Origin of the sequence: Staphylococcus arlettae (assembly GCF_025560845.1) — a bacterium.
GTDB lineage: Bacteria > Bacillota > Bacilli > Staphylococcales > Staphylococcaceae > Staphylococcus > Staphylococcus arlettae.
Genome location: NZ_CP094803.1, coordinates 1,607,376 through 1,624,648 on the forward strand (window position 1 = coordinate 1,607,376; position 17,273 = coordinate 1,624,648).

General features: G+C 33.4%; 14 protein-coding genes. 1 reads left to right on the top strand and 13 read right to left on the bottom strand.

What is annotated here, in order from left to right; all coding sequences use genetic code 11:
• Nucleotides 1-9: 9 nt before the first annotated feature.
• From MUA37_RS07930 to hflX, 3 genes are all read right to left on the bottom strand, one after another.
• Nucleotides 10-378, bottom strand: coding sequence for a MerR family transcriptional regulator (locus tag MUA37_RS07930; protein WP_002511034.1), 369 nt, complete (start codon nucleotides 376-378; stop codon nucleotides 10-12).
• A 237-nt stretch (nucleotides 379-615) separates the two neighbouring features.
• Nucleotides 616-1,854, bottom strand: a complete 1,239-nt coding sequence (locus MUA37_RS07935) for a methionine gamma-lyase family protein (protein ID WP_103387938.1) — start codon at nucleotides 1,852-1,854, stop codon at nucleotides 616-618.
• A gap of 18 nt (nucleotides 1,855-1,872) precedes the next feature.
• Entirely contained in the window at nucleotides 1,873-3,108 is a 1,236-nt protein-coding gene (hflX, locus tag MUA37_RS07940; RefSeq protein WP_002511032.1) for a GTPase HflX, read from the bottom strand.
• Between the two features lie 106 nt (nucleotides 3,109-3,214).
• Between hflX and MUA37_RS07945 the strand changes: the two genes are divergently transcribed.
• Nucleotides 3,215-3,691: a glutathione peroxidase gene (locus MUA37_RS07945; protein ID WP_394371096.1), complete on the top strand. Its 477-nt coding sequence runs from the start codon at nucleotides 3,215-3,217 to the stop codon at nucleotides 3,689-3,691.
• A gap of 98 nt (nucleotides 3,692-3,789) precedes the next feature.
• Here the strand turns inward: MUA37_RS07945 and hfq are convergent, their stop codons facing one another.
• The 10 genes from hfq to thiW all read right to left on the bottom strand — a co-directional run bounded on the left by hfq (nucleotide 3,790) and on the right by thiW (nucleotide 17,247).
• A complete protein-coding gene (hfq, locus tag MUA37_RS07950) occupies nucleotides 3,790-3,999 on the bottom strand; it encodes an RNA chaperone Hfq (RefSeq protein WP_002511030.1) in 210 nt (69 codons plus the stop codon).
• A 1-nt stretch (nucleotide 4,000) separates the two neighbouring features.
• The gene (gene miaA, locus MUA37_RS07955; protein WP_002511029.1) at nucleotides 4,001-4,948 is read right to left on the bottom strand and encodes a tRNA (adenosine(37)-N6)-dimethylallyltransferase MiaA; all 948 of its coding nucleotides are present in this window, start codon (nucleotides 4,946-4,948) and stop codon (nucleotides 4,001-4,003) included.
• Between the two features lie 24 nt (nucleotides 4,949-4,972).
• The gene (locus tag MUA37_RS07960) at nucleotides 4,973-5,896 is read right to left on the bottom strand and encodes an alpha/beta hydrolase (protein WP_262624478.1); all 924 of its coding nucleotides are present in this window, start codon (nucleotides 5,894-5,896) and stop codon (nucleotides 4,973-4,975) included.
• Nucleotides 5,897-6,176: 280 nt separating this feature from the next.
• The gene (locus MUA37_RS07965) at nucleotides 6,177-7,850 is read right to left on the bottom strand and encodes a glycerol-3-phosphate dehydrogenase/oxidase (protein WP_021458837.1); all 1,674 of its coding nucleotides are present in this window, start codon (nucleotides 7,848-7,850) and stop codon (nucleotides 6,177-6,179) included.
• A gap of 143 nt (nucleotides 7,851-7,993) precedes the next feature.
• Nucleotides 7,994-9,496: a glycerol kinase GlpK gene (gene glpK, locus MUA37_RS07970; RefSeq protein WP_021458838.1), complete on the bottom strand. Its 1,503-nt coding sequence runs from the start codon at nucleotides 9,494-9,496 to the stop codon at nucleotides 7,994-7,996.
• A 133-nt stretch (nucleotides 9,497-9,629) separates the two neighbouring features.
• Entirely contained in the window at nucleotides 9,630-10,448 is an 819-nt protein-coding gene (locus MUA37_RS07975) for an MIP/aquaporin family protein (RefSeq protein ID WP_204171796.1), read from the bottom strand.
• Between the two features lie 913 nt (nucleotides 10,449-11,361).
• Nucleotides 11,362-11,895, bottom strand: coding sequence for a glycerol-3-phosphate responsive antiterminator (locus MUA37_RS07980; protein WP_002511025.1), 534 nt, complete (start codon nucleotides 11,893-11,895; stop codon nucleotides 11,362-11,364).
• A 12-nt stretch (nucleotides 11,896-11,907) separates the two neighbouring features.
• Nucleotides 11,908-13,857, bottom strand: coding sequence for a DNA mismatch repair endonuclease MutL (mutL, locus tag MUA37_RS07985; protein ID WP_262624479.1), 1,950 nt, complete (start codon nucleotides 13,855-13,857; stop codon nucleotides 11,908-11,910).
• 10 nt (nucleotides 13,858-13,867) lie between these two features.
• Nucleotides 13,868-16,477: a DNA mismatch repair protein MutS gene (gene mutS, locus MUA37_RS07990; protein WP_021458840.1), complete on the bottom strand. Its 2,610-nt coding sequence runs from the start codon at nucleotides 16,475-16,477 to the stop codon at nucleotides 13,868-13,870.
• A gap of 281 nt (nucleotides 16,478-16,758) precedes the next feature.
• Nucleotides 16,759-17,247, bottom strand: coding sequence for an energy coupling factor transporter S component ThiW (gene thiW / locus MUA37_RS07995; protein WP_002511022.1), 489 nt, complete (start codon nucleotides 17,245-17,247; stop codon nucleotides 16,759-16,761).
• Nucleotides 17,248-17,273: the final 26 nt, after the last annotated feature.

Sequence of the window (17,273 nt, forward strand, 5' to 3'; positions counted from 1 at the left end):
TCCAGTGTTTTATTTGATAAAGCGTGATAAATCTCCACGATTAATCGGAATCGTTTCTCGTTGTGGTTTCTGGGTAGTATCTACAATCATTTGTTTTCGAATTTCTTGTTCATCCTGTGATAAATGATTTTGGTCATCATTAAAAATTTGTTTAATTCCTTTGATGTTGAAACCTTTTTCAATTAAGTTTTTAATTTCTAATAATTGTTCCAGATCATTTAATGAAAATAATCTTTTATTTCCATCAGTTCTAGTCGGTTTTATAAGTTCATGTGTTTCGTAATAGCGAATTTGTCTTGGAGACAACTCACTTAACTTACTTACTACACTCATAGAGAAGACAGCCATATTACGTCTCAATGCATCATTTGACTTCATTCCCTCACCTCTATTTTTGAACTTATTAATAATTTAGCATAGACTAACTCGTATTTCAAAAATATGTTAGGTTTTCTGACATAAAATTTAAATCCTATGATACCAAGCCTTGAGAGCTATAAACGCACTAAAATTTTCAGATTATTCAAAAATATAGCTAATTTTATAAAAAAAGTTTGTTTAATTTTTCCTTCTTAACGAAGAAAAAAACTAAACAAACTAAATTATTACTTAATATCACAATAAGTTGTCTTGTTGTAATTGTTCTACTGCTCGTGTTACTGCTAATTTAACATGTTCATAAGTCAAGCCACCTTGTATATATGCTTCATATGGTGGACGTATTGGACCATCTGCTGATAGCTCAATAGAAGATCCCTGTACAAACGTACCAGCAGCCATAATCACATCATCTTCGTAACCAGGCATATAAGCCGGCTCTGGACTGAAATGAGCATTAATAGGTGAGGCATGTTGGATGCTTTGGCAAAAACGAATCATTTGCGCTTTATCTTTAAAGGATACTGTCTGTATTAAATCAGTACGATGTTCATCGAATGCTGGCGAAGTCTGCATATTAACTTTTGCCAATAATAAACTTGTAAATAACGCACCTTTTAAACTTTGACTGACTACGTGAGGTGCTAAAAAGAATCCTTGATACATTTCATGTAAACTATTCAATGATGCTCCAGCTTCTTTACCGATACCAGGCGCTGTTAAACGATAACCGCATCGTTGAATTAAATCAGAGCGACCCGCAATATATCCGCCAATTTTAGCTAGACCTCCACCGGGATTTTTAATTAACGAGCCTGCAATGATATCAGCACCACATTCAATAGGTTCTCTCTCTTCTACAAATTCACCATAACAATTATCGACAAATACAATAATTTCAGGATAATGCTTTTTAATTTCAGAAATAGCCTGTTCGATTTGCGCTAAATTTATCGATGGTCGTTGGTCATAACCTCGCGAGCGTTGTATAGCTATTACTTTTGTTGCAGGTGTTACGGCTGTCAGTACTTTCTCAATATCTATTGCACCATCTGTTAATGGTACTTCATTATAGGTTACTCCATGTTCCTTTAAACTTTCGATACCATTACCATTCACTCCAATAACTTCGAGCAATGTATCGTATGGTGCACCTGTAATATACATCAATTCATCACCATGCTTTAAAGTACTCTGCAATGCAAGAGTGATGGCATGTGTACCGGAAATTATTTGCGGTCGAACGAGTGCTTCCTCTGCTTGAAACACTTGTGCATAAATCTCTTCTAAATGGTCACGACCAAAATCATCATATCCATATCCAGTAGTTCCTTGTAAATCACTTTCAGAAACTTTCACTGCATGAAAAGCATCTAACACCTTTGCTTGATTAATATAAGCAGTGTCATCAATTGATTTAAAATAAGGCGTTAATGTACTTTCGACTTCTTCTATCAGTTGCGTAATATATTCCATTTTTCATAACTTCTTTCTCTATTCTTTTCTATAACCTTGAACTTTATATACTTCTTCAGTTTCATCAAATGTTAATTCAGTAACCAATGTATGCTGTTTCAAATAATATAAATGATCTGCATCTGCACTATTTACTGTTTCTTCGTAATACGACAATATTTTTTTAATTTGCTGTTGTAACAATGATTTTACCTTTTCAATATCGTCTTGTTGCTTGCTAGATACAAAGACATTAGGATGACTAGACGTTGGTATTTCACCACTATGCAAATCTTTCTTATTAAAAAGAATCGCTTGCGGAATTTGACCCATGTCTAAATCTCCAATGATACGATTAACGGTATCATATTGCGTTTTATATTCAGGATGACTACTGTCTACAACATGTAGTAATAAATCAGCATCTTTCGCTTCTTCTAACGTTGATTTAAAGGCAGCAATTAAAGTCGTAGGCAGTTTTTGTATAAAGCCTACAGTATCAGAAATAATCAAATTAAATCCGTTATTAATTTGTAACTGGCGCGTTTTAGGATCTAACGTAGCAAATAATAAATCTTGTTCATAAGTCTCTTCATTTACTAGCGCATTAAACCACGATGATTTTCCTGCATTTGTATAACCAATTAAAGCGACTTGGAATACATTGTTTTTTCCCCTTTGCTGACGATAACGCTCTCGATGCTCTACTACAGTGGATAGTTGATGTTTGATCTCATTCATACGTGTACGAATGTGACGGCGATCCATTTCTAATTTTGTTTCACCTGGACCACGTGTACCAATGCCTCCACCTAATCTAGATAAACTACGACCATGTCCTTGTAGTCTTGGTAGTAAATAATCAAGTTGCGCAAATTCAACTTGTAATTTACCTTCTTTACTGCGAGCACGTAACGCAAAGATTTCTAAAATCAATTGAGTTCTATCAATTACTTTAACGTTCAGTTGACCATTTAAAGATTTAGATTGAGCCGTAGTTAATTCATCATTTGTGACTACTACATCTATTTCAAAATGCTCAACATAATTTTTTATTTCTTCCAATTTACCTTTTCCAACATAATATTTATTATCAAAGTGATTACGGTTTTGAGTAAATTGACTTTTCACATCTAATTTACAAGTCGTTGATAAAGACTCTAATTCTTCCATTGTAGAAGTGAAATCAAAATGTAGTTCATCATCAGCATGTACGCCAACTAATACCGCCGTTTCTAATTGCTTCTTCGTCGTATAGCTTTTAGCTTGGCTCATAACATGCCACCTCTCTTTAAAGTTTTCTAAGCTATTTTACCATAGTGTATATCTAAAGACTACAGTAGTAAAGTATGTTAAGTTAGTAATATAAAGAGGTGAAAGCATAATGAACATTTATGATATAAACGTACAAATGCCTGATGGTAGCAGTTACACTTTGGATAAATATAAAGGCCAAGTTATGTTAATTGTTAATACAGCAAGTGAATGTGGCTTCACTCCACAATTCGAAGATTTACAAGCACTATATGAAGAATATAAGGATCAAGGCTTCGTAATACTTGGTTTCCCTTGTAATCAATTCGGCGGGCAAGAACCTGGAACTGGTGAAGAAGCTACACAAAACTGCAAGATTAATTACGGAGTAACTTTCCCTATTCATGAAAAAATTGATGTCAAAGGGGAAAATCAACATCCATTGTATAAATTTTTAACGGAAGCACAAAATGGCTTTTTTAACGAAAAAATCAAATGGAACTTTACTAAATTTTTAGTTGATCGTGAAGGAAATGTAATCAATCGTTTTTCTCCACAGAAAAACCCAAATCAATTTAAGCAAGATATCGAAACATTACTATAAAAATAAGGTTGCAATATAACTGAACCCCTTCGTCTCGACTTTAGTCGTAAAAAGTGTCTTAGTTATATTGCAACCTTTTATAATTTTAATGTTTTATTTTATTCCCCATCATCGATTGTAAACGTGCTGATGGCATGTTTATAAATGAGATGCTGCTTGTTTTGGGAAAATAAAGTCACACTACTTTCATCAAAGTTTTCAATTTGACCTTTCATTTGAAAACCATTAACTAGAAAAACAATAATATCTGTCTTTTCAGTTTTAAATTGATTTAGTAATTGATCTTGGTTGTTTTCCTTTGCATGCATATTACCTTCTCCTTTTCTGTATTAAGACGGAAATTTCATCAAAGATTGAAAAAAGTGATTGTTTCTCTTTATCTAACCAATGCACATTCATTTTGTTCTTAAACCATGTCATTTGACGCTTGGCATAATTGCGGGAATGCTGTTTTAATTTCTCCGTACCTTCCTCAAGTGATACAGAACCTTTAACAACTGGGATTATTTCTTTATAACCAATTGCTTGCATACTTTGACATTCTTCATAACCTTTGTCTACAAGTTGTTGAACTTCTTCTAATAATCCATCACGCAACATTATATCAACTCTTTTATTTATTCTTTCATATAATGTTTCACGCGTCATTTCCATCCCTAATAATAATGTATCATAATTTTCTGTAAATTGTTGAACTTTCTTACGTTCACTTAAAAGTTTTTCGGTTTTTAAATAATATTGAATTGCACGCACTACTCTTTTTCTATTATTGGGATGTATTGCTTCAGCTGATGCTGGATCAAAACTTTTTAAATACTCATGTAAATCATGATTATTTAGTGCTTCCAACTCCGTCAATCGCTGCTCAACTTCATTTGCTTTTGTTTCTGTTATCGTCTCATCTTGAAAAGCATAATCATAAATTAACGATTGTATATAAAGACCTGTACCGCCTACAATAATAGGTACGTTTCCACGAGCAGTAATTTCAGATATCAATTGTTGTGCGCGTGTTTTAAAATCATATGCAGAAAAAGTCTCATCAGGCATTAGTATATCAAGCATATGATGTGTTATACCTTCCATTTCTGGAACTGATATTTTTGCAGTGCCGATATCCATACCTTTATAAACTTGCATGGAATCACCACTAATAACTTCCCCATTAATTTCTTTCGCTAACTTTATACTAAGTTCTGTTTTACCTACACCCGTTGGTCCCACTATAACTATGATAAATGGTTTATCTTGTTGCACTTCAAATCACTCACTTTTCCTATATCATTTTGCTGTTAAAATCTGTTTTTGAATCCAATCATACATATGTTGCCAAATTATTTCATGCTCACGCTCAAATAATATTTCATGTCTTTTATTTTTATATATTTGAATGGTCACATGGTTTATATGACCTTGTTTGAAGATCTTACCAAGACGATGAATACCTTTACCATAGTTACCTAATGGGTCATCTTTACCGGAAATCATCAAAATCGGCATTGCTCTATGCATTTTACGTATATATTTTTGTCTATTTAATTTATTAATGTATCTGACTGTTTCATAGATCAATTGGTTAGATACGAGAAAGCCCGTATATTCGTCGTCAATAAAATTTTTGACATATTGTTCATCTGAAGATATCCAATCACTAGTCGTTTTAGGATTATTGATTTTTTTATTCAGTGTTTTATACATTAGATTATTTACCCACTTCAATCTCTTGCTTTTACCAAATATCAACGTGATTATCTTCAACAATGTTGCAATTGAGTAACCTGCAATTTTTGAAAAATAACCTGTACCACTTAGAATCAAACCATTTGCAGCATCAGGATATTTCGTGACAAATAAACGTGCAATAATAGAACCCATAGAATGGCCTATAACAATATAAGGTAATCCTTCATGGTTTGTACATAATGTTTGCGCTATTTCAAACGCATCATCTGCTACTTGTTCAAAGCTATCTATATGACCTCTATCTTGTTGATTACATGTTGGTCCGTGTCCCCTATGATTATGACGTATTACATCGTAACCTTGTTGGTTTAACGACATTACCAACCCATCATATCTATCCATATGTTCAGCCATACCGTGAAATATATGTATGACACCAATAGTAGTTTTTTTAGCTTTATCAAGTTTTACTGGTATCATTGTGCCATCTGCAACTGTGATATTTAATTCTTTTTGACCCATGGTTTTAGCCCTCCATTTGTGACTTATAGTTTGTTGATATAATATGTGTTCAGCTTGTATTCATATATAAGTATAACATCTTTAACTTGCTATTAAATATCTATACCCTAATCATTTAATCATTATTTATAGTCTGTTATGAGACACAATTATGATTTATCAATATAAAAAAGACGAGAGTGAAATCAATAGTTGATTTCATCTACTCGCCTCATATATGGCTATTTATTTGTTATTAATCAATTAGCTTATAGCTAATTAACATTTATGCATTGTTTAATTATTCTTTAACTGCTGGTTGATTATTGCCTGTTTGTGCTTCATTTATTGCAGTTTCTAATTCTTGTTTATAAAGTTCTTTTTGTACATCACTATAACCAAGTAATTCAGACATAACATCGATAACTTGTTCTTTGTAATTTAAGACGTCATCAATTTTGAAGTATAATTTACCTGTACGACGAATAAAGAAATCTGTTGGACGATATACCATTTCATTTTGAATTGAATAAATAAGTTCAGTATATATATCTAAAGGTAAACCTGTATCTTGATATTGAGCTGTTTGTGCAATTTTGAATAGTTCTTCTGCATTTGAACCATATTTAGATACAATATGACGTGCTAATGGTTCATCAATTTGATAAGCTTTAGCGTCTTTCACTTTTTCTTCAATATAATTGTCGAAGTTTTGACTACCACCAACGTCACCGCCTGAAATTGGTAAATGTTTTGTTTCACATGGTTTGAATTTTAATTTATATTCTTCTTTTAGACGTTTTGCTAATAAATCAACAATTTCTAATGCCATATGACGGTATCCAGTTAATTTACCACCTGCGATAGTTAATAAGCCTGATTTACCTTCCCATACTTCGTCTTTACGAGAAATTTCTGAAGGATCTTTACCTTCTTCTAAAATAAGTGGTCTAACACCTGCCCATGATGATTCAATATCGCTATCTTCAACTTGAACATCAGGGAACATATAATTAATTGCATCTATTAAATAATCTCTATCTTCTTGTGTTGCTAAAGGTGATGTTTTGTCGTTGTCATAAAACGTATCTGTTGTACCAACATACGCTTTGCCTTCACGTGGAATTGCAAAAATCATACGACCATCTTTTTCAGTATCAAAGTATACTGCTTGACCTAATGGGAATTTAGATTGATCGATAACAATGTGGACACCTTTTGTTAAACGTAATTGTTTATTATTACGTGCATAGTCACCACTACGTACTTCATCTACCCATGGACCACTTGCATTGATAACTTTTTTAGCACCAATTGTATAAGTTTCACCAGAGATTTGGTCTTCTACATTAATACCATTCACTTTTTCATTATTATCATATGTGAAATGCATTGATTTACTGTGGTTAATAATTGTCGCACCTTTTTCTTCAGCACGTTTCATTACTTCGATTGTTAAACGTGCATCATCCGTACGATACTCAACATAAGAACCGCCACCTTTTAATCCAGCTTGTTTAACTAATGGTTCTTTGGCCAATGTTTCTTTTTTGTTCAACATTTTTTTGCGTTCTGAACGTTTAACACCAGCTAATCTATCATACATAGTTAGTCCAATAGAAGTAGTGAATTTACCCATACTTCCACCTTTATGCATTGGCAATAACATTCTTTCAGGCGTAGTTACATGTGGACCATTTTCATATACAATGGCACGTTCACGACCTGTTTCCGCTACTACACCTACTTGTAGTTGTTTTAAATAACGTAATCCACCATGTACTAATTTAGTGGAACGAGAACTTGTACCTTGAGCAAAGTCTTGCATTTCAACTAATGCGACTTTCATACCTCTTTCACTAGCATCTAACGCTATACCAGCACCAGTTATTCCACCACCGATGATAACAACGTCAAATGAGTTATCTTTTAAATCCTTTTTAATTTGCTCTCTTTTAAGTGTTGATAAAGTCATAATCCGAGCGCCTCCTATAAAATTAAAAAAGTAGAGACCTATCCTATACATATAATTTTGTACGAACAGAGTCTCTACTTCTCACTTGTATTATTAACTTACCCTAATTGTAGCATAGTTAATTATTTTAAGTCCAATATTTTTTACTCTTCATCTAACTTAAAAACTTGTGTTGCTTCAACAGCTTTTTTCCAACCTTTGTACAATTTAGTACTTTCAGCTTCTTCCATTTCTGGATTAAATGATTTTTCTAATTTCCAACGATTAGCGATTTCATCTTTACTTTCCCAGAAACCAACCGCTAAACCGGCTAAGTATGCTGCACCTAATGCTGTTGTTTCATTTATTTCTGGTCTCTCTACTTCAACGTGTAACAAATCTGATTGGAATTGCATAATGAAGTTGTTTTTAACTGCGCCACCGTCAACACGTAAGTTATTTACTTTAATATCAGAATCTTTTTCCATAGCTTCTAATACATCACGTGTTTGATAACATAATGATTCCAATGTAGCTCTAATAAAGTGTTCTTTTTCAGTACCACGTGTTAAACCAAAGATTGCTCCTCTTGCTTCAGCATCCCAGTATGGTGTGCCTAGTCCTACAAAAGCAGGTACGACATAAACACCTTCTGTAGATTCTACACGTTCAGCATAGTTTTCAGATTGTGGCGCTGAATTTATCATACGTAAACCATCTCTTAACCATTGTATTGCAGATCCTGAAACGAAAATCGAACCTTCAAGTGCATAATGTACTTTACCATCAAGTCCATATGCAATTGTAGTCAACAAACCACTTTTAGATTTTACTGCTTCTTCACCAGTGTTCATTAACATAAATCCACCAGTGCCATATGTGTTTTTAACATCACCACGGTTGAAGCATGCTTGACCGAATAACGCTGCTTGTTGGTCACCTGCAATACCTGCAATTGGTACTTCTTGACCAAAGAAATGATAATCAATAGTATTACCATAAACTTCACTTGATTCTTTAACTTCAGGCAACATGCTTTCAGGTATATTAAGTATATCTAACAATTCTTTATCCCATTGTAATTCATGAATATTGTATACTAAAGTTCTACTTGCATTTGAGTAATCTGTAATATGTGCTTGTCCACCAGATAACTTCCAAACTAGCCATGAATCAATAGTACCAAATAATAAATCTCCATTGTCTGCTTGCTCTCTCGCCCCATCGACGTTATCTAAAATCCATTTTACTTTTGTTCCAGCAAAATATGGGTCTAACAATAGTCCTGTTTTTTCACGGAATTTTTCTTCAAGTCCTTGTTCTTTCAACTCTTGACAAATTCCTTGAGTTTGACGAGATTGCCAAACGATAGCATGGTAAACTGGACGACCAGATTTTTTATCCCATACTACTGTAGTTTCACGTTGGTTAGTAATTCCGATGCCTGCAATTTGTTCAGCACTAACATTTTTTTCATTTAATACTTCTGCAATAACTGCTAATACAGATGTCCAAATTTCATTCGCATCATGCTCTACCCAACCTGATTTAGGAAAGAATTGTTTAAATTCTCTTTGAGCAACACCATCAATCTCTCCATCTTTGTTGAATAATATTGCACGTGAACTTGTTGTTCCTTGGTCTATTGACAAAATATATTTTTCCATATTAATTAACTCCCTTTCTCTCGGTTGATTATACTTAGAACAATTAACATCTCAAGTATGCTTAGTTTTCAATTATAATCCTGTACCCTGCAAAATTATAAATAAACTATTGTTCAATGACTATGTTTATTTGTTATTTAACTGCTTCAACTTCTCCAGTTTTATCGGCTCTATTTAATAATACGCCAATAACAAGTGTAATGATGACCACTACAATTGTAACAATAGACATGATATCAAATGCGCCTTTGTAGAACAATCTATAAATTACTGCACCTAACATTCCTCCTGCAATCGGTCCTAATACGGGAACAATTGCGTAACCCCAATTCGAAGTACCTTTACCAAAAATAGGTAAAATTGCATGTGCAATTCTAGGACCTAAATCACGAGCAGGGTTAATTGCATAACCTGTTGGTCCACCTAAACTTAGCCCTATAGCAATGATTAAGCCACCTACGATAAGTGGATTTAAGCCATCAGCTATTTTATTCATACCAATAAATAACAAACCTAACGTCAATGCTGTAGTACCAATAATTTCACTTAAAAAGTTAGCGAAATAGTTTTTAATTGCTGGTGCCGTTGAAAACACACCTAATTTTGCGCCTTGATCTTCAGTTGCTTTCCAATGTGGTAAATACATTAACCATACAATTGCACCACCGACAATACCACCTAGAATTTGACAGATGATATAACCAGGTACTACTCCCCAAGTCACTGCACCATCCATAGCCATAGCTATTGTAACCGCAGGATTGATATGTGCTCCAGAAATATTACCAACCGCGTAAACACCAAATGTAACTGCTAATCCCCATCCAGCAGCAATAACAATCCAATCTGCTCCAGAACCACCAGTTCTTTTTAAGTTGACGTTAGCACAGACGCCGCCACCAAAAAGAACAAGAATCAAAGTCCCCAAAAACTCTGCAAAATATACACTCATAGAGATTCCTCCTAATAAAGATAAAGAGACTCCTACAAATTATAGCCAGTTGAACGCTTCGAACCACCGGTTTAATAAATCGTAGAAATCTCCCATCTCTGTTCTAATATTAACTTGCCCTCATTTTACACTTTGTTTGTAAGCGTTGTCAATATTATCGTTAAAAAATTTGTCACAATTAAATCATTCTAAAAAAATACGTATCTTAAGATGTCCAGATTTGGTGATTATACAAGCTATAGTCACTGAAGATTTTTTTATTTTTATTTAAAAAGTTTTTCAAATAATAGCCTTTCAGATCATTACACAACCTTTTACTAACCACATTACGTTTTGAAGATTTATGTCAGCACACATAAGCGTGATATCTATGGAAACTTTATCTATAACATCTTGTTTTATTGTCAGTAAACAGATCTTAAGTATTAATTCTGCTAAAGTCATTTTTATAGATTGGCAGTAATTTATGCCGACTCCTGCGGGAATAGCACTCGCCGAAGACTACAAGCTGAGGCAGGGCCCGCGGAAAGCGTGCATAAAAAAACTGCCCACAAAGTCTGTGACTTTGTCGACAGGCTGCGGAGTGTGACAGAAATCTGTATTGTGACAACACCGTGTATCGTTTGTTACTGAACAGTTCCTAAATGTGATGTTTTATCCAAAAAATATAACTGATGCCTGCATGGTAATCCACTTTAGCTATTATTTTTGTGATACCAAATGGACTATGAATTAAATAAATAGTATCGGCAGTGATTTATGCCGACTCCTGCGGGAATAGCGCTAGCCGAAGACTACAGGCTAAGGCAGGGCCCGCGGAAAGCGTGCATAAAAAAACTGCCAACAAAGTTGGAAACTTTATCGACAGTCTGAAACTACTGTTTTAAAATTTAAACGGTAGTCAATTTTTCTATCACCATAAATCGCGATCACTTGTTGTAATATATTTCGCACCATTACTTACTGCTTGTTCTACTTCAGATACTTCTTTAATTAATCCCCCAGCAATTACTTTTGTGTCAGTTTCTTCATCTATAGCTCGAATTGCTTTGCTAGCTATTCCTGGCAATACTTCAACAAAATCTGGTTCGACACGTTTAATTAATTCTATGCTACGCGTTAAAGCATGGCTATCAATAATAAATACTCTTAGCACTGTTGTTGTATTTAATGCCTTGGCTTTTTTTATTACTTTTGTTTTTGTGGAGATAATTCCAGCAGGTTGGTAGTTTTGAATAATATATTCACATGCGAATTCATCATGACTCATACCTTTTATTAAATCAATATGAATAAATGTTTTCATTTGATGTTTATTTAACAAATCCATAATACTTTTTACGTGTCCTACATGTGTGTCTAACAACACACATTCATTGTAATCTGTCTCAATAAGTTTTTCTAAATCTTTCATTGTGCGGATTGCAGGTAGTATATGTGGCTTCATTTGTCTCTCCTCCTACATAATACGTTTAAATAATCGTTCTAATTCATAATTCGAAAAGTTAATGATAATGGGACGTCCATGTGGACACGTAAAAGGATCTTCTGCATCACGTAATTGGTCGACTAAATCTGCCATCTCATTATGTTTTAAAAAATGATTGGCTTTAATAGATTTTTTGCAACTCATCATAATGGCTGCTTCTTCTCTAATTTTATTAATATTTACTTTTTTATGTTCCAACACATATTCTATCATATCTTTAATGATTTCTTCTGCTTCTAATTTTGGAAACCACACTGGATAACTATCAACAATATAATCATGTCCACCGAATGGTTCAAGTTGAACACCAACTTTAGCTAATTCTTCTTTATATTGCTCTATAATCATTAATTCATCCTTAGAAAAATGAAAAGTTAAAGGAATTAATAAATTTTGAACTTCATTTGATACATGACCTATTTTTTCTCTAAAGTATTCATACTTAATTCTTTCTTGAGCAGCATGTTGATCGATCATATACATACCATCTTCATTTTGAGCGATAATATACGTACCGTGCACTTGACCTACAATTTCCATATAGGGTACTCGACGTGATGGTGTTTGTGAACGTTGGTCTTTAATATCAGATGCTGTAACTTCATTGTCAACGTTAACAGTTGGTACATCATCCTCATCTGTTAAATTAGATAGTACCTCGCGTTGTTTTGCCTTATAATCTGCGTCAGTCTCCTCTTGTTGCGCTGTATCTGGAATCGATGTTGAGGAAGACTGATTAGTGTAACCCGATTCTGATTGATCTTTTACTTGGCTCGATGGTTCATTAGATGACGGATAGTTTGACGTTGCCTCAGTAGATGCTTGATGATCGTTGTACTGTTGACGTTGTTCAAAGTCAATTTTTTGCTGTTCAAATTGGTCAAGCACTTTATTTTTTTTATTTACTTTATCCAAATCATTATGTGGGATAAGGATTTTATCGTGAAATGCTTCTCTTATTTTTTCGACAATTAATTTATACAGTTGTTCTTCTTTTGATAATCTAACTTCTAATTTTGTCGGATGAACATTAACATCTACTAATATTGGGTCCATTTCAATATTTAAATAACAAATAGGATAACGACCAATAGTTAATAATGTATGATAGCCTTCTAAAATTGCTTTATTTAACACAAAATTGCGTATATAACGTCCGTTAATAAATATTGAAATATAATGCTTATTACTACGAGAATGTTCTGGTTTAGCGACAAACCCTTCTAAATGATAGTCACTAGTATCTCCTTGTATATGTACCAAATCTTTTGCTACTTTCATACCGTAGATTTCAGCCATTACTTCGTTCGTACGACCAGAGCCATTTGTCTTAATAATTTCTTTGCCATCAGCAGTCAAAGTAAATCGAATATTAGGATGACTCATAGCCATTCTATTAACGATATCTGTTATTTTACCTAATTCTGTATATAGACTTTTAATGTACTTTAGTCTAGCTGGCGTATTATAAAATAAGCTTTCCACCAATATATCTGTACCTTGTTTTGCTTTTGCAGGTTTTTGTTGTAAAATCGCACCATTTTCAACATAAACTTCATGACCTTCAAGATTATCTGTACAACTTTTCAAAGTCACTTTTGCAACGGATGAAATACTGGCTAATGCTTCCCCACGAAAACCTAATGTTCTAATATGAAATAAATCATCATCGTCATCTAGTTTACTCGTAGCGTGTCTATGAAAGACTAAAGCTAAATCATCTTCACTAATTCCCGTTCCGTTATCAACCACTCTGATAGAAGATACGCCAGATTGTTCAACTGCAATATTTATTTCTGTTGCTTGCGCATCTATCGCATTTTCTAACAATTCTTTCACTACTGAACCTGGTCGTTCTACTACCTCACCCGCAGCAATTTTATTTGCTAAAGAGGTTTGTAACTCTTTTATTTTTCCCATGTTTCCACCTCTATTTCAATTGATTTTGTAATTCATTCAACTTAACCAATGCATCAATAGGTGTCATATTAGATAAATTCAACTGTTTAATGGCTATTTCTACTTCACTTTCTGTTTGTGGTACATCAAATAAATCAAAAGTAGCTTGTTCAAACTGATCATCTCGATCTGAGTTATGACTATCATCAGTAACATTATTTTCATCAGTTGTCGTTGCTGCTGCATTATCGTAAGCGATAGTTGGTCCTGTTACTGTATCATGTTGTTCAAAAGCATTTAATATAACTTGAGCACGTTCTATAACCGCTTCAGGTAAATGGGCTAATTGTGCTACTTGTATGCCGTAACTATCATCAACTGCACCATCTTTTACTTTGTGCAAGAAGATTAATTCACCATTATATTCATTTGCAGCTACATGCACATTTTTTAAACATTTTAATGTTTGATCTAATGTAGTTAATTCATGATAATGCGTTGAAAATAATGTTTTAGCATGAGAAGTATGCGCCACATACTCTATCATAGATTGCGCTAATGCAAGACCATCATATGTGGAAGTACCTCGACCTATTTCATCAAAAATAATTAAGCTATCTGCTGTTGCATTTGCTAACGCTTTTTGTGCTTCTAACATCTCCACCATAAATGTACTCTTACCGGATACTAAATCATCTGCGGCACCAATACGTGTAAAAATTTGATCAAATATCGGTAACACAGCACTACTACACGGCACATAAGCTCCCATTTGAGCCATGATACTAATTATTGCTACTTGACGCATATACGTAGATTTACCTGACATGTTAGGGCCTGTAATTAAATAAATAAATGTATCTCGATCTAATGTACAATCATTAGGTACATAATCATTATAATCCATTACACGTTCCACGACAGGATGTCTAGAATCATTAAGTTGCAAAGTTTTATCTTCACTAAAAGTAGGACGGACATAATTGTATTTTTGTGCAATTTCTGCAAAGCTTTGTAAACAATCTAGTTCTGAAATAATTTTAGCTTGTTGTTGCAGTTGCGCAGTGTAAGATTTTACATGTTCACGAATCTGCGTAAATAATTCATATTCCAAGTCAACAGCTTTATCTTCCGCACCTAAAATAATATCTTCTTTTTCTTTTAATTCATCAGTGATAAAGCGTTCTGCATTGGAAAGCGTTTGTTTTCTATTGTATCCATACTGTTCAGGATCAAATCCCTGTAAATTAGCACGTGTAATCTCAATGTAATAGCCAAACACTTTATTATAACTAATTTTCAGTGACTTAATTCCTGTGCGTTGTCGTTCTTTAGCTTGAAGCTCTGCTAACCATGTTTTACCATTTTGAGAGGCTTCTAAATATTCATCTAATTGTGAGTTGAATCCTTGTTTAAATAACCCACCATCTTTAACTGAAATAGGTGGTTCATCTACTAGACTTTGTTCTAACAACTGTAACAAATCATCTAATGGTTCTAATTTGAGAAATTGTTCACTCATTTGATTATCAAAAGAGTTCAATAACGTTTTTATATTCGGAATTTCCATAATCGAATGCTTCAATTGAATCAAATCTCTCGCATTGACATTGCCATAGCTTACACGTCCAACTAAACGTTCGATATCGTACACTTGGTTTAAATAGCCACGCAGTGTATCTCGTTCGATAAAATGACTTAAGAACTGTTCAACAGTGTTTAAACGTTGTTCTATTTGTTGATGATTTATTAACGGTCTATCTATCCATTGCTTTAATCGTCTCGCACCCATAGGTGTTTTCGTTTCATCCATAAGCCAGAGTAACGTACCTTTTTTAGATTTTAATCTAATACTTTCAGTTAATTCTAAATTTCGCTTCGCGTAAAAATCCATTTTCATAAAGTTAATAGCTTCATAAGTTACTACTGTCTCAATATGAGATAAGTCTCTTTTTTGTGTATGATGGATGTAGTCTAGTAACAACTGCGTTGCATAATACATAGTGTGATGTTGCAATTGATTTACGTTATACATCATATCAGTAATTGTATCTACGACTGTAATTGTTTCCGTAGTTAAGCTAATTTGTCTTTTTAAACTATCACTTATTGGCTTATGAACTACTATTTCATTAGGATTAACTGTCGTAATTTCATTGATTAATGTCGCTTCATCTGTAAAATGTGTAACTTTTAGTTCACCTGTTGAAACATCACAATAACTAAGTGCAAAATTCGTTTCATCTTCAATAAAACTTAGTATATAATTATTTTGAGTGTCATCCACACCACCGTGCTCCATTACTGTACCTGGAGTCACTACTCTGACAACTTCTCTTTTTACCATACCTTTGGTCAATTTAGCATCTTCCATTTGTTCACAAATCGCCACTTTATAGCCATTATTAATTAATGTTTCAATATAACTATCGGCAGAATGATAAGGCACACCACACATAGGTATCGGATTTTCTTTTTTGGCGTCACGTTTAGTTAATGTAATTTCCAATACACGAGATGCTTCTTTTGCATCTTCAAAAAACATTTCATAAAAATCACCTAGTCTAAAAAATAATAGACAATCTTGATATTGCGCTTTAATTTTCAAATATTGTTGCATCATTGGAGTTTCATTAGCCATGTTATTTTTTCACAATCCTTTATTCAGTCTTCTATGTTTACATTTATCACGTATTTTATATGTTAAGTGGAATTGTAGCCACACCTTTTAATATTTAACTCTTAAATTTTAACATAAATAAACAAGCAAGCCCATTTTAACAAAACCGTGTTCACCTAAGTTAAATTACTAAAATATGAAAAAAACGAAGGTCACACGACATACATTGATTACACTTTCAATACATTAAATTTAAAGTGTGATTCCAATATATGTATATGAACTCCGTTTAGTTTCATGTTCTATAAAAATCGTTGTAAAATTCCTTTTTTCTTCAACATCATTAAAATGATATAACTAATTATGGCACCAATCATACTTGATACAATAAAAGCAATCATTAAGGGTTTAATAGCAAAATGTTGTAAACCTACAATCCAAGCAAGTGGGATACATATTAAACTACCGATAATTCCTGTACCTATTACTTCACCAATAGCTGACATAAAGATATGTTTACGGTAAATGTAAAATACACTAGCTAATAAGACACCAATCATACTACCTGGAAAAGCAAACACACTGCCTGTACCAAAAATCATACGTAAAGTAGATGAAATAACTGCCTGAGCTAGGCCAAACCATGGTCCAACGAAAACAGCACATAATACATTAATTAAATGTTGTATTGGTGCAGCTTTCACTGGCCCTAACGGGATAATTATTACACTACTTAGCACAACATTGATGGCAATCAACATTGCTGTAATAGTTAATTTTTTTGTATTCAACCTGTGTTCACCCTTTCCATGATGTT